The 22,418-nt window shown below is 34.0% G+C and carries 20 protein-coding genes, 2 tRNA genes, 2 rRNA genes and 2 riboswitches; of the genes, 19 read left to right on the top strand and 5 right to left on the bottom strand.

Going from position 1 to position 22,418, the window contains the following annotated elements; translation table 11 throughout:
- Positions 1 to 116: 116 nt before the first annotated feature.
- The 7 genes from rrf to tsaD all read left to right on the top strand — a co-directional run bounded on the left by rrf (position 117) and on the right by tsaD (position 3,452).
- Positions 117 to 232, top strand: a 5S ribosomal RNA gene (rrf, locus tag BM319_RS23955).
- A gap of 32 nt (positions 233 to 264) precedes the next feature.
- A tRNA-Met gene (locus BM319_RS23950) sits at positions 265 to 341 on the top strand.
- A gap of 4 nt (positions 342 to 345) precedes the next feature.
- Positions 346 to 421: transfer RNA gene (locus BM319_RS23945), tRNA-Asp, on the top strand.
- 409 nt (positions 422 to 830) lie between these two features.
- Positions 831 to 1,298 carry a tRNA (adenosine(37)-N6)-threonylcarbamoyltransferase complex ATPase subunit type 1 TsaE gene (gene tsaE / locus BM319_RS23940; protein ID WP_056470004.1) on the top strand — a complete coding sequence of 156 codons (468 nt, stop codon included), beginning with the start codon at positions 831 to 833 and terminating at the stop codon, positions 1,296 to 1,298.
- Positions 1,279 to 1,971: a tRNA (adenosine(37)-N6)-threonylcarbamoyltransferase complex dimerization subunit type 1 TsaB gene (tsaB, locus tag BM319_RS23935; protein WP_069033998.1), complete on the top strand. Its 693-nt coding sequence runs from the start codon at positions 1,279 to 1,281 to the stop codon at positions 1,969 to 1,971. Before tsaE ends, tsaB begins: the two co-directional genes overlap by 20 nt.
- A 9-nt stretch (positions 1,972 to 1,980) precedes the next feature.
- Complete coding sequence (gene rimI, locus BM319_RS23930) at positions 1,981 to 2,433, top strand: ribosomal protein S18-alanine N-acetyltransferase (RefSeq protein WP_069033997.1); 453 nt, start codon at positions 1,981 to 1,983, stop codon at positions 2,431 to 2,433.
- Complete coding sequence (tsaD, locus tag BM319_RS23925; protein ID WP_502686183.1) at positions 2,430 to 3,452, top strand: tRNA (adenosine(37)-N6)-threonylcarbamoyltransferase complex transferase subunit TsaD; 1,023 nt, start codon at positions 2,430 to 2,432, stop codon at positions 3,450 to 3,452. The genes rimI and tsaD overlap by 4 nt, the downstream gene beginning before the upstream one ends.
- A gap of 216 nt (positions 3,453 to 3,668) precedes the next feature.
- Here tsaD and BM319_RS23920 read toward each other — a convergent pair whose 3' ends face one another.
- A complete protein-coding gene (locus BM319_RS23920; RefSeq protein WP_091024962.1) occupies positions 3,669 to 5,594 on the bottom strand; it encodes an ABC-F family ATP-binding cassette domain-containing protein in 1,926 nt (641 codons plus the stop codon).
- 161 nt (positions 5,595 to 5,755) lie between these two features.
- Here BM319_RS23920 and BM319_RS23915 point away from each other — a divergent pair, with 161 nt between their 5' ends.
- Positions 5,756 to 6,382 carry a redox-sensing transcriptional repressor Rex gene (locus BM319_RS23915; protein WP_025672092.1) on the top strand — a complete coding sequence of 209 codons (627 nt, stop codon included), beginning with the start codon at positions 5,756 to 5,758 and terminating at the stop codon, positions 6,380 to 6,382.
- A 41-nt stretch (positions 6,383 to 6,423) separates the two neighbouring features.
- On the opposite strand, the gene BM319_RS23910 is transcribed toward BM319_RS23915, so the two are convergent.
- Entirely contained in the window at positions 6,424 to 7,095 is a 672-nt protein-coding gene (locus tag BM319_RS23910) for a CPBP family intramembrane glutamic endopeptidase (protein ID WP_091024960.1), read from the bottom strand.
- 274 nt (positions 7,096 to 7,369) lie between these two features.
- Here BM319_RS23910 and groES point away from each other — a divergent pair, with 274 nt between their 5' ends.
- Together groES and groL are read left to right on the top strand one after the other, a co-directional pair.
- Entirely contained in the window at positions 7,370 to 7,654 is a 285-nt protein-coding gene (groES, locus tag BM319_RS23905; RefSeq protein WP_025672094.1) for a co-chaperone GroES, read from the top strand.
- Between the two features lie 59 nt (positions 7,655 to 7,713).
- On the top strand, positions 7,714 to 9,339 hold the full coding sequence (groL, locus tag BM319_RS23900; RefSeq protein ID WP_069033993.1) for a chaperonin GroEL: 1,626 nt from the start codon (positions 7,714 to 7,716) through the stop codon (positions 9,337 to 9,339).
- Between the two features lie 420 nt (positions 9,340 to 9,759).
- Here the strand turns inward: groL and BM319_RS23895 are convergent, their stop codons facing one another.
- Complete coding sequence (locus BM319_RS23895; protein ID WP_091024958.1) at positions 9,760 to 10,611, bottom strand: ATP-dependent DNA ligase; 852 nt, start codon at positions 10,609 to 10,611, stop codon at positions 9,760 to 9,762.
- Between the two features lie 232 nt (positions 10,612 to 10,843).
- Between BM319_RS23895 and BM319_RS23890 the strand changes: the two genes are divergently transcribed.
- The gene (locus tag BM319_RS23890) at positions 10,844 to 11,245 is read left to right on the top strand and encodes a hypothetical protein (RefSeq protein WP_069033991.1); all 402 of its coding nucleotides are present in this window, start codon (positions 10,844 to 10,846) and stop codon (positions 11,243 to 11,245) included.
- Between the two features lie 147 nt (positions 11,246 to 11,392).
- A complete protein-coding gene (locus BM319_RS23885; RefSeq protein ID WP_069033990.1) occupies positions 11,393 to 12,151 on the top strand; it encodes a peptidoglycan recognition protein family protein in 759 nt (252 codons plus the stop codon).
- Between the two features lie 40 nt (positions 12,152 to 12,191).
- Here the strand turns inward: BM319_RS23885 and BM319_RS23880 are convergent, their stop codons facing one another.
- Together BM319_RS23880 and BM319_RS23875 are read right to left on the bottom strand one after the other, a co-directional pair.
- The gene (locus BM319_RS23880) at positions 12,192 to 12,512 is read right to left on the bottom strand and encodes a DMT family transporter (protein WP_091024956.1); all 321 of its coding nucleotides are present in this window, start codon (positions 12,510 to 12,512) and stop codon (positions 12,192 to 12,194) included.
- A gap of 1 nt (position 12,513) precedes the next feature.
- Positions 12,514 to 12,861: a DMT family transporter gene (locus BM319_RS23875; RefSeq protein ID WP_069033988.1), complete on the bottom strand. Its 348-nt coding sequence runs from the start codon at positions 12,859 to 12,861 to the stop codon at positions 12,514 to 12,516.
- Between the two features lie 190 nt (positions 12,862 to 13,051).
- Positions 13,052 to 13,154: riboswitch (purine riboswitch) on the top strand.
- Between the two features lie 146 nt (positions 13,155 to 13,300).
- On the opposite strand from BM319_RS23875, the gene guaA reads away from it, so the two are divergent.
- The 7 genes from guaA to BM319_RS23840 form a co-directional block, all read left to right on the top strand.
- The gene (gene guaA, locus BM319_RS23870) at positions 13,301 to 14,836 is read left to right on the top strand and encodes a glutamine-hydrolyzing GMP synthase (protein WP_483295440.1); all 1,536 of its coding nucleotides are present in this window, start codon (positions 13,301 to 13,303) and stop codon (positions 14,834 to 14,836) included.
- Positions 14,837 to 15,115: 279 nt separating this feature from the next.
- Positions 15,116 to 15,215, top strand: a riboswitch (purine riboswitch).
- Positions 15,216 to 15,385: 170 nt separating this feature from the next.
- Complete coding sequence (locus BM319_RS23865; RefSeq protein ID WP_091024967.1) at positions 15,386 to 16,714, top strand: NCS2 family permease; 1,329 nt, start codon at positions 15,386 to 15,388, stop codon at positions 16,712 to 16,714.
- A gap of 111 nt (positions 16,715 to 16,825) precedes the next feature.
- Positions 16,826 to 17,383, top strand: coding sequence for a glycerol-3-phosphate responsive antiterminator (locus tag BM319_RS23860; protein ID WP_069033985.1), 558 nt, complete (start codon positions 16,826 to 16,828; stop codon positions 17,381 to 17,383).
- 310 nt (positions 17,384 to 17,693) lie between these two features.
- The gene (locus tag BM319_RS23855; protein ID WP_069033984.1) at positions 17,694 to 18,518 is read left to right on the top strand and encodes an MIP/aquaporin family protein; all 825 of its coding nucleotides are present in this window, start codon (positions 17,694 to 17,696) and stop codon (positions 18,516 to 18,518) included.
- Between the two features lie 18 nt (positions 18,519 to 18,536).
- The gene (gene glpK / locus BM319_RS23850; protein ID WP_091024951.1) at positions 18,537 to 20,027 is read left to right on the top strand and encodes a glycerol kinase GlpK; all 1,491 of its coding nucleotides are present in this window, start codon (positions 18,537 to 18,539) and stop codon (positions 20,025 to 20,027) included.
- A gap of 132 nt (positions 20,028 to 20,159) precedes the next feature.
- Positions 20,160 to 21,845 (top strand): glycerol-3-phosphate dehydrogenase/oxidase, encoded by a 1,686-nt coding sequence (locus tag BM319_RS23845; protein WP_091024949.1) that lies wholly within the window; start codon positions 20,160 to 20,162, stop codon positions 21,843 to 21,845.
- Between the two features lie 347 nt (positions 21,846 to 22,192).
- A 16S ribosomal RNA gene (locus BM319_RS23840) occupies positions 22,193 to 22,418 on the top strand; the annotation flags it as partial.

Raw genomic sequence — 22,418 nt, 5'->3', positions numbered from 1 at the left:
GGTGGAAGCGTGGTGACACGTGGAGCTGACTGATACTAATCGGTCGAGGACTTAACTAACAAGTTTGATAATGACATTATCTAGTTTTGAGGGTACGAAGTACAACTCAATACAAATCAGGTGATTATTGCGAAGAGGTCACACCCGTTCCCATACCGAACACGGCAGTTAAGCTCTTCAGCGTCAATGGTAGTTGGGGGTTTCCCCCTGTGAGAGTAGAACGTCGCCTGGTTTGGATTTTTTTGGAAATAAATTCCTAATTATCGCGGGGTGGAGCAGTCTGGTAGCTCGTCGGGCTCATAACCCGAAGGTCGCAGGTTCAAATCCTGTCCCCGCAACCAAATTGGTCCCGTGGTGTAGCGGTTAACATGCCTGCCTGTCACGCAGGAGATCGCCGGTTCGATCCCGGTCGGGACCGCCATACATACGATTCTTAAAACGAAACAAAAAATTGTTTCGTTTTTTTTATTATATTGGAAATGAGTAATATATAAATAGATTTAATTTCGTACAGTATTACTTTTAACGATTATAATTGTTTAAAACAGAAGCTGACAAAAGCAAAGACTGCTTAACTCAACCTTAATTAGTAAACGTGGGATGGTAGGTAAGAGATCAACAAGGAGTCTATGCGACTAGAAGACACTGCTTACGACATACGCAATGCGAGAGAAGTAACAAAATAAACGAAAACAACCTAAATATAAATTTCAATAATTTATTTAAACTATTCAAAAGAATATTACTGTTTGACATCCGCTTAATGTTTTGAAATGATATAATATGGCAAAGTTAGAAATAGACGAGTTAGAATTTTGGTGGTGAAGTAATTGGAAATTGTTTTACATACAAATACTGAGGAAGAAACTCAAGAAATTGCATTTTTTCTCGGACAATTAGTGCAACAAAAAGATGTAATATTATTAGAAGGAGATCTTGGTGCTGGAAAGACCACCTTTACAAAAGGTTTTGCTAAAGGTCTTGATGTAAAAAGAACGGTTAATAGTCCAACTTTTAATATTATCAAAGAATATAAAGGTAGAATTCCTCTATATCATATGGATGTTTATCGTTTAGAAGGTAGTAGTGAAGATTTAGGCTTTGATGAGTATTTTATGGGTGAAGGTGTTTGTGTTGTAGAATGGGCTCATTTAATTTCAGATTACTTACCAAATGAATTCTTAAAAATCATAATAACTCATGAAGAAAATGGTAGAATGATTACTTTTATTCCAAGTGGATCTAGGTATGAATTTATTTGTAAGGAGTTAATAAACAATGACCGTTTTAGCAATTGATACATCTACAAATGTTATGGGAATTAGTCTAATAAAAGATCAATCTGTTATTGGAGAAACGATAACATTTATTAATAAAAACCATTCTGTACGATTAATGCCAGCCATTAGTACTTTAATGGAAGAATGCAATATAAAACCAAAGGAACTATCTAAAATAGTAGTTGCAAAAGGTCCAGGCTCTTATACAGGTGTACGCATTGGTGTCACTGTGGCTAAATCATTAGCTTTCACTTTAAATATTCCAATTATCGGGGTTTCAAGTTTGAAGGTATTAGCTGCTAACGGACGATATTTTAATGGATTAGTTTGCCCATTATTTGATGCAAGACGCAACTTATTATTTACAGGTCTTTATGATTTTAGAGGACAGGTTACTAATGAGGTATTAGAAGACTGCAATATTGACCGAAGTATCTGGATTGAAAAGCTTAAATCTTATAATGAACAAATCTTATTTATTGGTAATGATGTATCAATTCATAAAGAATTTATTATTGAGCATTTAAAAGATCAAGCGGTCTTTGCAAAAGAAAGTTTGAATAACCAGAGACCAAGTGAACTGTATACATGTAGCTTAGAAGAAAAAGAAGAATCAGTTCATAATTTTGCACCAGAATATTTAAGATTATCAGAAGCAGAAGCTAATTGGCTAGCAAGCCAAGAAAAGTAGGAGGATATTATGATCTCATCGGTTGCTTTTCGTAAAATGAAAGAAGAAGATTTAGATCAAATAGTAGAAATTGAAAAACTATCATTCCCTACACCATGGACATATGATGCTTTTTATAATGAATTATATTCAAATCAATTTGCTAATTATATAGTGGCTGAAGTTGATGAGAAAATAATTGGTTATTGTGGATTATGGGTGGTTATTGACGAGGGACATATTACAAATATAGCTATTTTACCAGATTATAGGGGAGTAGGTCTTGGCGAAAAGCTACTTCGGGCGGTAATGGAAACTGCTAAAAATCTTGGAGCTGATACATTAACATTAGAAGTAAGGGTATCAAATCATGTAGCAATGGGACTATATCGAAAGCTGGGATTCCAAGATGGTGGTATTCGAAAAAGCTATTATACAGATAATTTTGAGGATGCATTAGTTATGTGGGTGAATTTGAAATGATAAATGAAAATTGTTTAATTCTTGCTATAGAGACAAGCTGTGATGAAACTTCAGCAGCAGTTGTTAAAAATGGAAATGAAATTTTAAGTAATGTAGTAGCTACTCAGATCGATATTCATAAACGTTTTGGTGGAGTTGTACCTGAAGTTGCTTCACGATTACATGTTGAGCAAATAACTTTAGTAATCGAAGAAGCAATGAAGCAAGCACAGGTAGAATATGAGGATCTAGCTGCAGTTGCGGTTACAGAAGGTCCAGGACTTGTTGGAGCGTTACTAATTGGGGTAAATGCGGCAAAAGCAATTGCATTTGCACATGGATTACCGCTTATAGGTGTACACCACATTGCAGGTCATATTTATGCTAATCAACTTGTACAGCCCCTGCAATATCCGCTATTAGCCTTAGTAGTTTCTGGTGGACATACTGAGCTTGTCTACATGAAGGAAGATGGCGTCTTTGAGGTAATAGGTGAAACAAGGGATGATGCAGCAGGAGAAGCTTATGATAAGGTTGCTAGAACACTTAAATTACCTTATCCAGGTGGTCCTCACATTGATCGTCTCGCACAAGAAGGAAATGCAACCATTCCTTTTCCTAGAGCATGGTTAGACGAGGGTAGCTATGATTTTAGTTTTAGTGGATTAAAGTCAGCAGTTATTAATTATATGCATAATGCTGAGCAAAGAGGCGAAGCAGTATCACCAGCTGATGTGGCAGCAAGTTTCCAAGAGAGTGTAATTGAAGTAATTGTTTCAAAAACAATTCAAGCTGCAAAAGAATATGATGTAAAACAAGTTTTATTAGCCGGAGGAGTTGCAGCTAATAAAGGGTTGAGAGCTACATTACAAGAAGAGATGAATGCTTTGAATAATATAGAATTAGTTATACCACCACTATCACTTTGTACAGATAATGCTGCGATGATTGGTGCTGCTGCATTTATTCGTTTAAAACAAGGAAAACTAGGTAATTTGGCATTAAACGGGAATCCAGGTTTGGATTTAGAAAATATGTAAGAAGTACTTATTCACAATTTTTTAATAAAATGTGGATAAGTACTTTTTATTTGTTAAAAACTTATTAAACTATGTGCACAAAATTGTGTATAACATTACTGTTTTTCTGTGGATAATGTGTATAAACCTGTGTAAAAGCTAAATAATAATTGAATATATGTGGATAAATATGTAGATAAGAAAAAACGGATAGCAAAAAGCTTATCCGTTTAGACATTATTCTTGTAAGTTTTCCCATTCTTCCATTAGGTCTATTAACTTAGCTTCGATATCATTTTTCTTAATTGTTAATTCTTGTACTAATTGAAAATCACCGTAAACCTCTGGCTTACATAATTCTAGTTCAATCGTCTCTATATCAAGCTCAATTTGCGATATATTACTCTCAATTTCCTCTATACGGCGCTGAGTTTGACGGATTTTTTTCTTCAATTCTTTGTCTTGTTGATAATCAGAAACTGGTTGAGAAGTTTGTTTAACTTGTGAGAATGTAGCCTCTTTTTCTGCTTGTTCTTTTTCAAATGCTTCGTTTTTCTTAAATTGGTAATAGTCATAATCACCCAAATAAATTGATAATCCTGCTTTTGCTAGTTCAAAAGTTTTTGTGGATAATCTGTTCATAAAGTAACGATCATGAGAAACAAATAAAATAGTTCCAGGGTAATCTAATAAAGCATTTTCTAATACTTCTTTACTATCTAGATCTAAGTGGTTAGTAGGCTCATCCAGAATTAGGAAATTAGCTTTTTTCATCATAAGCTTAGCCAAAGCTAATCTTGCCTTTTCTCCACCACTTAAAGAAGTAACAATTTTTGTTACATCATCTCCAGAAAATAAAAAATTACCTAATATTGTTCGGATTTCTTGTTCGGCCTTTAATGGATAATCATCCCAAAGTTCATCTAAAACTCTTTTATTAGAAGTTAGTTTTGCTTGCTCTTGATCATAATAACCAACTGAAACATTTGCACCAAAATCAATCGTACCCTGTAATTTTTCTAAATCTCCAATAATTGTTTTAAGTAATGTCGATTTACCAACACCATTTGGACCGACTAATGCGACACTATCGCCTCGATTCAGAACGAATCTCATCGGCTGATCAATTGTTGGGATACGATCATAGCCAATAAATAAATCTTGTACAGACAACACATCATTACCGCTTTGTTTTTCAATTGCAAATGAAAAATTAGCAGAAGACTCGTCTCCAAGTGGCCTGTCTAATCGAACCATTCGATCTAATTGTTTCCTACGACTTTGAGCTCTTTTTGTAGTTGATGCACGTGCAATATTACGCTGCACAAAATCTTCAAGTTTAGAGATTTCCTCTTGTTGCTTTTCGAACTGTTTTAACTCTTGTTCATATTGAGCTGCCTTTAGCTCAAGGTACTTACTATAATTACCAACAAATCGTTGATGCTTATGATTAGATATTTCATAAACAATATTAACAACTTGATCAAGGAAATATCGATCGTGGGAAACGATTAATACTGCACCAGGGTATGACTGTAAGTAGCGCTCTAACCAACTAAGAGTGTCAATATCTAAATGGTTAGTAGGCTCATCCAAAATTAACAAGTCAGGCTTCGTCAACAATAGCTTACCTAATGCCAGTCTTGTTTTTTGTCCACCACTTAACGAAGAAATTTTTGTTTCGTAATCTTCATTACTAAAACCTAAACCACTAATAATTGAACGAATATCTGCTTCAAACTGGTAACCACCGTTTTCTTTGAAAGTATATTGAAGATGATCATATTCATTCATAACCTTGTCATAAACGGCTTGGTTAGAATAGACATCCTCTCTTGTCATTTTAACTTCTAATTTTCTCATATTGTCTTGCATCTCTACTAAATGATTGAAAACAGAATAATATTCTTCCCAAATCGTTTGATTGCTTTGTAAACCAGTGTTTTGGGCTAGGTAGCCTACAGTAACATCTTTAGGTTTATTTATTTCACCGCCATCATAAGATATTTCACCTGCTATGATTTTCAATAATGTAGATTTTCCCGCACCATTTCGACCAACAATGGCAACGCGATCACTCGTTTGAACTTCTAATTTTATATTTGAAAGTATAATGTCACTACCAAAATACTTTGAGACATTATTTACTTGTAAAAGAATCATGGATAACACCTCATTGCAAAATTTTTTATGTATGTAACTGTAGACTGTCAAAATTCTTAAATATAGTGTATATTTTACATTAGAACAAGTACTTTATTACTAAAATAAAGTTAAATTACACACCATAGTAAAAAGAATTACAGTAAGTGGGGGATTAAAAAATGGATTCGGAACAAATTAAAATTCCACAAGCTACTGCTAAACGTCTACCTTTATATTACCGTTTTATAAAGAATTTGTCTTTATCAGGTAAACAAAGAGTTTCTTCAGCAGAGTTAAGTGAAGCAGTAAAGGTAGATTCCGCTACAATCAGAAGAGATTTTTCTTATTTTGGAGCACTTGGTAAAAAAGGTTATGGCTATAACGTAAATTATTTATTAACTTTTTTCTCGAAAGCGCTTAACCAGCATGAAGTTATGAAAGTTGCATTAATTGGTGTTGGTAATTTAGGAACTGCATTCTTACACTATAATTTTATAAAAAATAATAATACAAAAATTGAGATGGCATTTGATATTGATCCAAATAAAATTGGTACTGAAATAGGTGGAGTACCCGTTTATAATCTAGATAATCTAGAGGAAGTTATGAATGAAGATATTCAAATCGTTATTTTAACTGTTCCTGCACCTGTAGCACAATCAATAGCTGATCGATTAAATGGAAAAAATATTAGAGGTATTTTAAATTTCACACCTGCACGAATTAGTGTACCAGAACATATTCGCATTCATCATATAGACTTAGCAGTTGAACTGCAAACATTGGCATATTTTTTACAACAATAAATTTATATTAATACAAAAACCCCCAAAAGAATTGGGGGTTTTTAATGTAAATTGATTTGCTGAAAAACGACAAAAGAGTTCATTAACATATGTGTTAAGATTGGTACCATAATTGAGTTTGTTCGTTTATACAAGTAACAAAATACAAAACCGATTAGAAAGTAAGATAAAAAGAAGGGCAAGTCACCGTGCATAAGCGAAAAGATCGCTGAACTAATTCCAGCAGATATAATAAATGGTAAACGATTATAAAGCCTCTTAAAAATGATTCGACGAAAAATAATCTCTTCTAAAATTGGTGCAACTAGACTTGGGATGATAATAAAAGCCGGATTAAGCTTTGCAATGTTTATGATATTTTGAGTATTTTCTGAGCCCTTATGTAAATGAAACACATAAATTAAAATTAAATTACAAACAATTTGATTTAGCATTGTTATGAAGTAACCTAAAACAACCCAATTTATTATTGTACGATAATTAGTTTTTAAATGCTTTATTCCTTCATAAATGGGCTTATGTAATAAGATAAGGATAATAATTAATCCAGTTACGAAACTAATACAACCCCATAATGCCACTGCTTCAAGAGAAGCCGTTTTCTGATCCACTCCAGCGTATAAGTTACTATTTAATAAATAGGGCACTCCAAATACCGCTGAATATTGAAGAACGACATACGTTAATAAAATCCATAAATCTCTAGTTTTCAATACGATAGCTCCTTTGTGTTGATATTTTTCAGAACCCAAAGGTTTATAACAACACGTACATTATTTTACTCGTTTCTTATGTTTCTTAAAAGAAATTTTCACTTTTTATTTTACTTTTGATTGTAAAGAAAAAAACTTATTAAATTTCGACAAGAAAAGTGCCTGCTTCGGGCTTGCAAAATTTTTTGATATTATTTAAACTAATAATTGTGTTAGCACTCAATATACATGAGTGCTAAAAAATAATGATTTGATTATTGAGGAGGTATTACACATGTTAAAGCCATTAGGTGATCGTGTTGTAATTGAGCTTGTTGAGTCTGAAGAAAAAACTGCTAGTGGTATCGTGTTACCAGGTAGTGCACAAGAAAAGCCACAAGAAGGCAAAGTTGTTGCAGTAGGTACTGGCCGAGTACTTGAAAATGGTGAGCGCGTAGCTTTAGAAGTATCTGTAGGTGACCGCATTATCTTCTCTAAATATTCAGGAACAGAAGTTAAGTACGGTGGTACTGAATACTTAGTACTTCGCGAAAACGATATACTTGCAATCATAGGTTAATAAAATAATAATACTTAAATTAAAAAATATATTTTTTATATTATAAGGAGGTCATTTTCATGGCAAAGGACATTAGATTTGGTGAAGAAGCACGTCGCGCAATGTTACGTGGTGTAGACGCTTTAGCTGATGCTGTAAAAGTAACTTTAGGACCAAAAGGACGTAACGTAGTTCTTGAGAAAAAATTCGGTTCTCCATTAATTACAAATGATGGTGTTACAATCGCAAAAGAAATCGAATTAGAAGATGCATTTGAAAATATGGGTGCAAAATTAGTTGCAGAAGTTGCTAGCAAAACGAATGATGTTGCTGGGGACGGTACAACAACTGCGACAGTTTTAGCTCAAGCTATGATTCGTGAGGGTCTTAAAAACGTAACTGCTGGTGCAAACCCAATGGGTATCCGTAAAGGTATCGAAAAAGCAGTTGCTGTAGCAATCGAAGAATTAAAAACAATCTCAAAACCAATTGAAGGTAAAGAGTCAATCGCACAAGTTGCTGCAATTTCTTCAGCGGATCCAGAAGTTGGACAATTAATTGCTGAAGCAATGGAGCGCGTTGGTAACGATGGAGTTATTACTCTTGAAGAATCAAAAGGTTTCACAACTGAATTAGAAGTAGTTGAAGGTATGCAATTTGACCGTGGATACTCTTCTCCTTACATGGTTACAAATTCAGAGAAAATGGTCGCTGAATTAGAAAATCCATATATTTTAATCACAGATAAAAAAGTAACAAACATTCAAGAAATTTTACCAGTACTTGAGCAAGTTGTTCAACAAGGTAAACCACTATTAATCATTGCTGAGGATGTTGAAGGCGAAGCACAAGCAACAATCATCGTAAATAAATTACGTGGTACGTTCAATGCAGTTACTGTTAAAGCTCCTGGCTTCGGTGACCGTCGTAAGGCAATGTTAGAAGATATCGCGATCTTAACTGGCGGTGAAGTGATTACAGAAGAATTAGGATTAGATCTTAAAACAACTAACATCACTCAATTAGGTCGTGCTTCAAAAGTTGTAGTAACAAAAGAAAACACTACAATCGTTGAAGGTGCTGGTGAAACTGAAGCAATCCAAAGACGTATCGGCGTAATCCGTGCTCAATTAGAAGAAACTACTTCTGAATTTGATCGCGAAAAATTACAAGAGCGTTTAGCTAAATTAGCTGGTGGTGTAGCAGTAATCAAAGTTGGTGCTGCAACTGAAACTGAATTAAAAGAGCGTAAATTACGTATTGAGGATGCATTAAACTCTACACGCGCTGCAGTTGAAGAAGGTATTGTAGCTGGTGGTGGTACTGCATTAATGAGCGTATATAATAAAGTAGCTGCAATCGAAGCAGAAGGTGACGTAGCAACAGGTATCAACATCGTATTACGTGCACTTGAAGCTCCAGTTCGTCAAATCGCTACAAATGCTGGTCTAGAAGGATCAGTAATTATTGAGAAATTAAAAAGTGCGGAAGTTGGCGTTGGTTTCAATGCTGCTAACGGACAATGGGTAAACATGATTGAAGAAGGTATCGTTGACCCAACTAAAGTTACACGTTCTGCACTTCAAAACGCAGCATCTGTTTCAGCTATGTTCTTAACAACTGAAGCAGTAGTAGCTGATATCCCTGAGAAAAATGCTCCAGCAATGCCTGACATGGGCGGCATGGGTATGGGCGGCATGATGTAATAAAGAATAAACCCTTGAGCAATCAAGGGTTTTTTTTGCATATAATTGCAAGACTTTTACAATCGGTGTAGTCGATAATGAGAATAACTAACAGGTATTTGATTGGAGAAATTGAATTAAATAAGACTAAGGCTTTATTGACTAAATATCGTTTAAATATGTATAGTAAATTTGATAAAAGCAGAAAATCTTTGATGCAATATTGCAATTATATCAAATAACTTTTTAAGGATGATTTAGATGAATTTTGGTTTATATAGAGGATGCCTTTTTGGTCTTTTATTTTCTATACCATTTTGGTTGATCATATTATGGCTTATATTTAGATAGAAAAAAATAAACCCCTTCATATAAGTAAAAAGCTACTAATACTTTCTACATTTAAAGGGGGGTAGATCATTACTTTAAAAAAAGTTATTTTTAAACGATAAAATCATGGAAAATTGGTTCAATTAATTCTCCGCTATTTAATTGACCTCTACTTTTTATCACACATCGAACTAACGGTTCTACATAAATATAATTTTTGTCTTCTCCAGTTTTTATATGCTTGGTTAGACTAAAGAAAGCTGTTTTTTGGCCGATATTCATCCCAAACTCTACTATCCCTACATTTACATACTCACCATTTTTTAATTCCGAGATTAATAATCCCATTCCTTGTTTTTTATATCCCGTTATATAGTAGTTACTATATCTCCAGTTAATGATCTTTAACCAATTTAGTGATCGATGTGCTGGTATATAAGTGGAATCTTTTAATTTAGCTACTATACCTTCTAGTCCGAGCGTTTTAATTTGCTCAAAAAACATCTCACCTTCCGACTCGATATAAAAACTTTTTTTAATTGATTCTTGATCTACTATAGTTTCTGAAAGGATTTTTTTTCGATAAGATAAAGGTTCTTTCATTAAGTTTTTATTTTTAAGGCGTAAAATATCAAAAACGATATATGTTAATGGAAATTGTTTGCTTCCTTGTATTATTTTGTATTCTTGAATAAAACTTACTCGATTGGTTGCAGCTTCAAAATCCTCTCTGCCGTCATTATAACAAACTAAAACACCGTCTAAGTAACAATCATCTAATTCGATATTTTCGAGTTCAGGGATTCTCTCTGTAATCTCCGTACCATTTCGATTAAAAAGTTTATTCTTTCCATTTTGCCTTTCAAGCATCATTCGAACACCATTTGATTTCAATTCAAAATAATGTTGATCAGAGTCAAATGGTTTATCAGCATTTTGTAATAGCATTGGTTCAATAAACATTTTTCATTTCGCTATCATGATTGTTGCTTTTCAACATAATCAAGATTCCTTTCTTTTTGATTTGATATATATAAATAACATAAATTTTCTTATTTTCTTTTATAGCAATAATTCATTCTATTTTTAGTCTTCCACTAGTTAATGTACTTTTATTTCTAATGTATTTCAAGTCATAACTCGTCTAATTTCACAATAAGATTAATTATCTTCTAATGAAAAGTGGTGTTATGAAATGGGGAGGAAAAATAATTTCAAAATTACCGAACCGATGTTGAACGAGTACTATGATTTGAGTCAAAAAAAGAAAGATATTGAAAATCAGTTAGAAGAATTACAAAAGATTTTTCATGGATACTTTGATCATCAAGTTGGAATGAATGAAAAAGGTGAACTAATTATTAATAATTTAAAACTTGAACGAATCATAAGAAAAAAAGAGAAATTTAATGAAGATAAGACAATTCATAAATTAGAAGAACTAAACTTGACTGATTTAATACAAATTGTAAGAAAACCAGATGGAGATAAGATCAAGTCTGCTATTAATTTGGGATTGTTAAAAGAGAAGGATTTGGATGGATGTATATCTGTTAATTCTTCACAAGCAATTTATGTTAAACCACTAAAAAAGTAATTAGTATCAAGTATTCCGAGAGAGTATCTAATACTCTCTTTTTTTATGTAACGAATTTTATCTTTTAGAATACTGTATTAATATACATGTCCAAGTATTCGGATGGAAATTGTTTGGACATGCCAATATTGAAAAGGAGTGCTAATTTTGGCAACTTGGAGAAATGATTATATTTCGATGAACAAGTATACGAGGCCGTCAATAAAATTGAAAGAAGTTAGAAAAATTGTGCTGCATTGGACAGCCAATCCGGGGGCAAGTGCACAAAGTCACCAAAGGTATTTTAACGGTATAGCGATTAAAAATAAAACATATGCATCTGCTCATATTTTTGTTGATTCGAAAGAGGCAATCTGTATTATTCCGCTTGATGAAGTAGCTTATCATGCAAATGATCATTATGAAAGAAATAGTAATGGTGGTGTATTTAGAGGGGTTGATGCACTAGCTCCGAACGCAAATAAGCTTTCAATTGGAGTTGAAATGTGTGTCGAAAAGGATGGTACTATTTCACAATACACATTAACACGTACGATCAGAGTAATTGCTGAATTATGTAAGATGTTTAAATTAAATGCAAATGACATTGTAAGACATTATGACATAACACATAAGCCATGTCCAAAAACCTTCATAGACCACCCAGAGCAATTTAACGAGTTTAAAGCACAAGTGAATGCCATCTTAAATCCCCCGATAACTCAGACAGATTCAATTCCATACCCTGGTATTTTAAAAGAAGGATCAAGAGGTGAATCTGTAAAAAAGGTTCAACAAAAACTAAAAATAACAGCAGATGGAATTTTTGGACCAGTTACTGAAAATGCAGTTAAAAAATTTCAAGCAAGTAATGGACTAGTTGTCGATGGAATTGTTGGAAAAAACACTTGGGGAAAGCTGTTTTAAAAGACAAAAATCCCTATTTCTTTTTCAAATAGGGATTTTTTTAATGAGGTGAGATGATTTTTAAACCAATAACAGAACCAATTACCAATGTGATAAATAATAGTCTTTTCCATTCACGTGATTCATAAAAGAACAACATGCCTATTAAAACAGAACCAGCGGCACCTATACCAGTCCAGATTGTATAGCCTGTTCCGACGGGTATAACCTTTAAGGCCTTTGATAATAAGTAAAAACTAGTCCATCCAGATAGAATACACAAAATGGAGTAGTTAAGTTTTTTAAAATTATTCGATAGCTTCATAAAAATGACAAAGCCGACTTCACCCAAACCCGCAATAAATAAAAATAACCAAGCCATTTTATGCTGCATCTCCTTTCTCTGCTTTTTTATCATCTGAAGTTAATTTTAAGCCAATAATTCCGGATAATAATGTAATTACCAAAACAACTTTCAATATAGAGGCAGATTCATTTAAAAATAACATTCCAATAATAACTGTCCCAGCGGCACCGATTCCTGTAAAAACTGCGTAGGCAGTACCTATTGGAATATCTCTTATTGCTTTTGAAAATAAATAAAAGCTGAACAGGATCCCAGCAATCGTTAAAATTGTTGGCAACAAATTTGTAAATCCTTCTGAGTATTTTAGTCCAAATGCCCAGGCAATTTCGGAAACCCCCGCTATAACTAAGTAAATCCAACTCATAAAATATCTCCCCTTTATAGCAGACTAAATAAATGATTTTGACTCGATAAACTACCTACCGTTCGTTAGTTAAAAGATACACTATAATCTTATTCATGACAAGTTGTAACGTTTCCACAAAAATTTATTTTTTTTATGCATTGAAATACCTTGACCGAAAAATTATACATTGTTAGAATGAGACAATAATACAATATTCGTCATTATTCTTCATATATCCTCGACAATACGGGTCGAGAGTCTCTACCGGGGCGCCGTAACATGCCCTGACTATGAAGGCAGTCTGACTTTGTTTAATTTAAGTCTGATTTTCTGCCTTCTTATGCGTATTTTTCGTATGTAAAAAGAGTAGAAAATCGGCTTTTTTTATTTTTTTTGGGAAAAATAGTATCAGTTTAACTGATACGTTAATTCAATATATATAGATGGGGTGACCGTTTTGCAACAACATGACACAATTGTAGTACTAGATTTTGGAAGTCAGTATAACCAACTTATAGCACGACGTATCCGTGAGTTTGGCGTTTATAGTGAATTACGTCCTCATACAATAACTGCAGAGGAAATTAAGCAAATGGGTGCTAAAGGGATCGTTTTCTCTGGCGGACCAAATAGCGTATATGGCGAAAATGCTTTTTTCTGTGATGAAGCAATTTTTGATTTAGAAATTCCAATCTTAGGTATTTGTTACGGAATGCAGTTAATGACGCAACATTTTGGCGGAACGGTAGCTAGAGCTGACCAACGTGAATACGGTAAAGCTGAATTAAATATTCAAAATCCGTCTGCTTTATTAAAAGACCTGCCTTCAGACCATGTAGTTTGGATGAGCCACGGTGATAAAGTAATGCAACAACCAGAAGGATTCGTTGTAGATGCAACTAGTGCTTCTTGCCCAATCGCTGCAATGAGTAACGAAGCTAAAAAAATGTATGGTGTACAATTCCACCCGGAAGTTCGTCACTCTGAATATGGAAATGATCTATTAAAGAATTTCGTATTCAATATTTGCGAATGTGAAGCAAACTGGTCAATGAAAAACTACATTGAAGTTGAACTTGAAAATATTCGTAATACTGTTGGCGACAAAAAAGTACTTTGTGCACTTAGTGGTGGTGTTGATTCTTCAGTAGTTGCAGTATTAATTCACAAAGCAATTGGTGATCAATTAACATGTATCTTCGTTGACCATGGTTTATTACGTAAAGATGAAGCTGAAGGCGTTATGAAGACGTTTAGCGAAGGCTTCAACATGAATGTAATTAAAGTAGATGCTAGAGAGCGTTTCTTAAGTAAACTTGCTGGCGTTTCTGATCCAGAAGAAAAACGTAAAATTATCGGTAATGAATTCATCTATGTATTTGATGATGAAGCAGCTAAATTAGAAGGTATGGATTTCTTAGCTCAAGGAACTCTTTATACAGATATTATCGAGAGCGGTACGGCTACAGCTCAAACAATCAAATCACATCATAATGTAGGTGGATTACCTGAAGACATGCAATTCACGTTAATTGAGCCTTTAAATACATTATTTAAAGACGAAGTACGTGCAGTTGGAACTGAATTAGGAATTCCAGATGCAATCGTTTGGAGACAACCATTCCCAGGACCAGGTCTAGGAATTCGTGTATTAGGTGAAATTACTGATCAAAAACTTGAAATCGTTCGTGAATCAGATGCAATTTTACGTGAAGAAATTGCTTTAGCTGGTTTAGATAAAGAAATTTGGCAATATTTCACGGTATTACCTGACATCCGTAGTGTTGGTGTAATGGGTGACGAACGTACGTATGATTACACAGTAGGTATTCGTGCAGTTACGTCGATCGATGGAATGACTGCTGACTGGGCACGTATTGATTGGGATGTACTACAAAAAATCTCAACTCGTATTGTAAATGAAGTTAAACACGTAAACCGTATAGTTTATGATGTAACTAGTAAGCCACCTGCAACGATTGAGTGGGAATAATTTAAAACGGCTATAATCTCTTCTAAGGGATTATAGCTTTTTTTTGTAATTAGAGTTTTAAAAATTTTTATTATTGATCAATTTATAGTACAATAATTATTAGAATTTACAGTGAATTACATGATTTATTTTACTGATACGTGAATATCCTAATGATTAAGTATAATAGAATAACTAAAATATGGTAAAAACGAACGAAAACGAATATTTTATAAAAAATGTTCGTTTTTTTGTTGACACTAACTAAAACTGATTGTAATATAAGGATGTAAATTAAATAAATAATTTGTCAAAACTTGTCGTATAGGCTAGTAAATATGGACTAGCGTCTCTACCCGCCACCGTAAAATGGCGGACTACGAAGTAATGATTTCTGAAAGTAATTAACCCACTATGTTGCTATTATTCTATTATTCTAGGGTTAATAACTTCAGAATGAAACTGCTCGTGATAGGCGCTTTTACCTTTGTGTAAAAGTGCCTTTTCTATTTTATAAAATAGAGACCGACTTTTAAGACTAAAACTTAGGAGGATCACATGAAAGAACGTATCAGTAATTATTTTGAGTTCAACAAGTTAGGCACATCATATCGTCAAGAAACAATTGCTGGTTTAACTACATTCTTAGCAATGGCTTATATTTTATTTGTAAATCCATCAATTTTATCATTATCAGATATTAAGGATTTCCCAGAAGCTTTAAGAATGAATAAAGAGGCAATCTTTGTAGCTACATCATTAGCTGCAGCATACGGATCGATTTTAATGGGTATATATGCGAAATATCCAATTGCTTTAGCACCAGGTATGGGATTAAATGCATTCTTTGCTTTTAACGTAGTTCTTGGAATGGGTATTCCATGGCAAACAGCATTAGCTGGCGTATTCGTATCAGGTATCATTTTTATCATTCTTTCATTAACTGGTCTTCGTGAACAAATTATAAATGCAATTCCAATTGAATTAAAATTAGCAATTGGTAGCGGTATTGGATTCTTTATTACTTTTGTCGGTTTAAAAAACTCAGGTATTATCGTAAGTAACCCTGCGACATTCGTATCACTTGGTAAATTAAATGAACCTGCTGTTTTATTAACGATTTTCGGTTTAGTTATTACTGTAGTTTTAATGGCTAGAAAAATAAAAGCCGGTGTATTTTTAGGTATGATCATTACTGCAATCGCAGGTATGATTTTTGGAATTATCGACTTACCATCTTCAGTTGTTGGTCCAGTACCAAGTATTGCTCCAACATTTGGTCAAGCAATTAAACATATTCCAGATGTTTTCTCTTCAGGTAAAATGTTTGCTGTAGTATTAACTTTCTTTATTGTAGATTTCTTTGATGCAACTGGTACATTAGTAGCTGTAGCTAACCAAGCTGGATTATTAAAAGAAAACAAACTTGAAAGAGCTGGTAAAGCATTAATGGTTGATGCAACTGCTGTAGTAGTTGGTTCAACTTTAGGTACAAGTACTACTACTTCTTATATTGAGTCAACTGCTGGTGTAGCTGCTGGTGGACGTACTGGATTCTCAGCAGTAGTAACAGGTATTCTTTTCTTATTAGCATTATTCTTCGCACCACTTTTAGGAGTAGTAACTGCAGCGGTAACTTCACCTGCTTTAATCGTAGTCGGAGTTTTAATGGTTTCATCAATTGGTCAAATTGATTGGAAAAAGTTCGAAATTGCTGTTCCAGCATTCTTTACAATTATTGCAATGCCTCTAACTTATAGTATTGCAACTGGTATCGCAGTTGGATTCATTTTCTATCCGATTTCAATGATTGCTGCTGGAAAAGCGAAAAAAATTCATCCTGTAATGTATGTGTTGTTTGTAGTATTCCTATTATTCTTAGCGTATTTCAGAGAGTAGATCTAAAGTTAAAAATAGTCTGTACAATGAAAATTCTTTCATTGTACAGGCTTTTTCTTTTTTTTTTAATTGTGTACTATAAAAGTAAAAAATTCTATAGGGGTAATATTGATGGATTTTCATGAACAAAAGATTCTACCAGCCGTTAGAAAAATAAAGGATTTAGAAAAATTATTAACTACACCGTATAAATATATTGTTATTCTTGATATTCATATTGGTCAATTGAAAAGTGTAGTTTCTCTTGCTAAGCAACATGGAAAGAAAGTATTTTTACATGTCGACCTTATACATGGTTTACAAAGTGATGGGCATGCAGCGGAATTTCTTTGTCAAGAATACAAGCCAGATGGATTACTTTCTACAAAATCCAATGTTATTTTAAAGGCTAAGCAAAAAGGGGTTATTGCCATCCAACGGATCTTTTTGATTGACTCCGGAGCAATGGAAAAAAGTTTTTTGTTATTAGAAAAAACAAAGCCCGATTACATTGAAGTGTTACCAGGAGCGCTTACGAATGTTATTGGAGAGGTAAAAGAAAGAACTGGTATACCTATTTTAGCTGGTGGATTTATAAGAACTGTTGAAGATGTGGATGCAGCTTTAAATGCTGGTGCTACTGCAATTACAACATCGGATAAAGACTTATGGAAAAAATTCCTAAAATAATGGCAGAAATGTGAAAATTCTTGTTGACACCGCTTTCATTTGAGGTTAGCATAAAAGACAAGTTAATAAACGTGACGGAGAAATGAAGAGATCCACAATTAATTGTTTCTATTTATTAATAGAAGCTGATTGATTGTGGGTCTTTTTGTTTTTAGGCTCAGTTAATAATTGGTATGCACTAATATCATACTCGTTGTCTCAATACTTCTTTTCTATATTAACAGAGTTATTATTAAAAAGAATGGCCATTCGATTTATTTTCGCTCACGAGAAAACTTAATCTTAAATTGAATGTGGATGGAGTGAAATTATGTCAGGATTTTTAGGGGAATTAATTGGAACTGCTTTGCTAATTGTTTTAGGTGGAGGAGTTTGTGCAGGTGTAAGTTTAAAAAAATCATTTGCTAAGGATTCAGGTTGGATTGTAATAACTCTAGGATGGGGTCTAGCAGTTGCAATATCTGTTTATGCAGTAGGAAGTATTAGTGGAGCGCATTTAAATCCAGCTGTTACTTTAGCATTAGCTTTTAAAGGCTCATTTCCATGGAGTCAAGTACCCGAATACATTGCAGCACAAATGATTGGTGCTATGATCGGAGCAACAATTGTTTATTTACATTATCTACCTCATTGGAAAGAAACAGAAGATCCAGGAACAAAATTAGGTGTATTTGCAACGGGTCCTGCTATTCCTAATACATTTGCAAATCTTTTAAGTGAATTGATTGGAACGTTCATCTTAGTTTTTGGTATTTTAGCAATTGGTTCAAATAAATTTGCAGATGGTTTAAATCCTTTTATCGTAGGTTTCTTAATTGTTAGCATTGGTTTATCATTAGGCGGAACGACTGGTTATGCAATTAATCCGGCTCGTGACTTAGGACCTCGCATTGCACACTTTTTATTACCTATTACTGGTAAAGGGGGTTCAAATTGGAAATACGCATGGATTCCAGTTGTTGGGCCAGCATTAGGAGGATCACTTGCAGGATTATTCTATCAAATTATTTTTGAAGGTAAGCATAACTCTGCAATTATTTATTTAGGAATTGTAACAGTTGGTATTTTAATAGTTTCTTATTTAACAAGTAAAAAGAGTCAAAGTCATACAAATAATAGAAAAGTAGTAGCTTAATGAGGAGATGGGACGATTATGAATAAATACATTCTTTCTTTAGATCAAGGTACAACAAGTTCTCGTGCAATTCTATTTAATAAAAATGGCAAAATAGTCCATGTTGCACAAAAAGAATTTACACAGCATTTTCCAAAGCCAGGATGGGTTGAGCATAATGCGCAAGAAATTTGGGGGTCAATTTTAGCTGTTATTGCTACTTGTTTAAGTGAAGCAGATGTAAAACCTGAGCAAATTGTAGGTATAGGTATTACAAATCAACGCGAAACAACAGTTGTGTGGGACAAAACAACTGGAAAACCAATCTATAATGCAATCGTGTGGCAATCACGTCAAACGAGTGAGATATGTGATGATCTAAAAGAGAAAGGCTATGGAGAGGTTGTTCGTGAAAAAACAGGTCTTTTAATTGATGCCTATTTCTCTGGAACAAAAGTTAAGTGGATTCTAGATAATGTAGAAGGTGCAAGAGAGAAAGCAGAACGTGGTGAATTATTATTTGGAACAATTGATACTTGGCTTGTATGGAAATTATCTGGAGGCAATGTACATGTTACGGATTATTCAAATGCATCACGTACATTAATGTATAACATTCATGACTTAAGTTGGGATGATGAGCTACTTGAAATGCTAACGGTACCAAAAAGTATGCTTCCAGAAGTACGATCTTCTTCTGAAGTATATGGCCATACTGTTGATTACCATTTCTTTGGTCAAAATGTACCTATTGCAGGGATAGCTGGTGACCAACAAGCTGCGTTATTTGGTCAAGCTTGCTTTAGCGAAGGAATGGCGAAAAATACTTATGGTACTGGTTGTTTTATGTTAATGAATACTGGTGAAAAAGCGGTAAAATCTAATCATGGCTTATTAACAACAATTGCATGGGGCCTAAATGGAAAAGTTGAATATGCTTTAGAAGGAAGTATTTTCGTAGCAGGTTCCGCTATTCAATGGTTACGTGATGGAATGCGCATGTTTAAAGATGCTAGTAATAGTGAGGAATATGCTACTAGAGTTCAATCTACAGATGGAGTTTATATTGTACCCGCATTTGTTGGTCTAGGTACTCCTTATTGGGATAGTGATGTACGGGGAGCGGTTTTTGGATTAACTCGTGGAACAACGAAGGAACATTTTATTCGTGCAACACTGGAAGCATTAGCTTATCAAACCAAAGATGTATTATGTGCAATGGAAGCTGATTCGGGTATTGAACTAAAAACTTTACGTGTGGATGGTGGAGCAGTTAAGAATAATTTCTTAATGCAATTCCAAAGTGACCTATTAGATGTCCCAGTTGAACGTCCTGAAGTAAATGAAACAACTGCTTTAGGTGCAGCTTATTTAGCAGGTCTAGCTGTTGGTTATTGGGAAAATCAAGAAACAATCTCAAAACAATGGAACATGGATAAGAGATTTAAACCGGAAATGCAAGATGATAAAAGAGAAGAACTATACAGTGGTTGGAAAAAAGCAATAGAAGCAACAAAAGCTTTCAAATAACATAGTATAGTGTTAAAATAGAAACAAGTTAATATTTCGGTAGGAGATTTAGAGAGACCACAACATGCTATAGAAGAATTTCTATAGTGATGTTTGTGGTCTCTTTTTTTCGTATTTTAAGGAGGAAAAGCCATGAAATTTTCAGGTGCACTACGAAAAGATGTCATAAAAACAGTAAATAAAAGAGAATTAGATGTAATCGTAATCGGTGGAGGTATAACTGGAGCTGGTATTGCCTTAGATGCTAGTACACGTGGATTATCAACAATCGTATTTGAAATGCAAGACTTTGCAGCAGGTACATCTAGTCGTTCAACTAAGCTTGTACATGGTGGATTACGATACTTAAAACAATTAGAAGTAAAAATGGTAGCAGAAGTTGGGAAAGAACGTGCAATTGTTTACGAAAATGGTCCTCACGTAACAACTCCAGAATGGATGTTATTACCTTTCCATAAAGGTGGTACATTTGGTGCATATAGTACATCAATAGGATTAAGGATTTATGATTTCCTAGCTGGTGTAAAAAGAAGTGAACGCAGAAAAATGTTTAATCGTGAACAAACGATTGAAAAAGAGCCACTTGTAAAACAAGAAGGGTTAAAAGGTGGCGGATACTATGTAGAGTACCGCACAGATGATGCTCGTCTAACAATTGAGGTAATGAAAGAAGCAATTGCTCATGGGGCTAAAGCAGTGAACTATGCTAAAGTAGATGGTTTCTTATATAAAGATGGTAAAGTATGCGGTGTAATTGTCGTTGATCTATTGGATGGTGAAGTATATGAAGTATACGGCAAAAAAATTGTAAATGCAGCGGGACCCTGGGTTGATTCACTACGTGAAATGGATCAATCAAAGAGAGGTAAGGTATTACAGCTATCTAAAGGTGTTCACTTAGTTATTGATCATAGCCGTTTCCCGCTCGGTCAAGCAATCTATTTTGATACGCCAGACGGACGTATGGTATTTGCGATTCCTCGAGATGGAAAGACATATGTTGGTACAACAGATACATTTTATAATGAAGATGCTGCGAAACCACAAATGACTAATGAAGACTGTAACTATATTATCAATGCAATCAACTATATGTTTCCAACAATAAATATCTCGAAAAAGGATATAGAATCAAGTTGGGCAGGGGTACGTCCGTTAATATATGAAGAAGGGAAAAGTGCATCCGAAATTTCACGCAAAGATGAAATTTGGACTTCAAATTCTGGCTTAATAACAATTGCTGGTGGAAAGTTAACGGGGTATCGAAAAATGGCCGAAACGGTAATTGACTATGTAATTGGATTACTAAAAAAGGAAGGATACAATTCTAACTATATAAAAAGTAAGACAAAACATATGCCTATCTCTGGTGGACATGTAGGTGGAGCATCACAATTTTCTAAATATATTTCTGAAAAAACCAAAGAAGGAATCAAGTCTGGTTTGTCAGAAAATCAAGCTGAACGTTTTACAAAATTTTATGGTTCCAATGTTGATACATTATTTCAGTTAGCAAGTCAATACAGAATGGTGGCTAATCAATATAATTTACCTTTAGATGTCTTCGTACCGCTTTTATATGCAATAGACTTTGAGATGGTTGTAAAACCAGTCGACTTTTTTATACGTCGTACTGGTGCATTGTTCTTCAATATTCATTGGGTATATGAATGGAGAGACTCAGTAATTGAATTTATGTCAATAAAGCTAGAGTGGAGTAAGGAACAAAAAGCAAAATACACTACAGAGTTAGATCAAGCATTAGTAGAAGCAGTGAAACCAATTGGAAAATTTAAGAAGAATGCAACGTTAGCTTAAAGGATCAAAGGATGCTTCTTTATGAAGCATCCTATTAAAGTGAATATAGTAACTATTGTTAATAAAGAGCTCAGGTAAATGGAACATTCTGAATAATAGTTCTTTTATTTTAGTATTGTAATTAATTTAAATAGCTGATATATTATTCTATGTTGTCCCAAACGAGGGAAAACAAATGAAATAAAAAAACAAAAAACATTTAAAAAAGTTGTTGACTAAAACAAGCTTTAAATGATATGATTTATAAGTCGCTTCTGAAGCGATGAAGTGAACTTTGAAAACTAAACAAAACATGAAGTAAACGTCAATTATTAGTTTTTTGAGCAATACAAGATTTAAACTTAACTTTTATGGAGAGTTTGATCCTGGCTCAGGACGAACGCTGGCGGCGTGCCTAATACATGCAAGTCGAGCGGACTAATGGGAGCTTGCTCCCGTTAGTTAGCGGCGGACGGGTGAGTAACACGTGGGCAACCTACCTGTAAGACTGGGATAACTTCGGGAAACCGGAGCTAATACCGGATGAAATAAAGGAACTCCTGTTCCTTTATTGAAAGATGGCCTCGGCTATCA

It is taken from the genome of Bacillus sp. UNCCL81 (assembly GCF_900112535.1).
Taxonomy (GTDB): Bacteria; Bacillota; Bacilli; order Bacillales; family Bacillaceae_G; genus Gottfriedia; species Gottfriedia luciferensis_B.
Note: the sequence above shows the minus strand (reverse complement) of the source record. Positions and strands in the feature narration are given on the sequence as shown.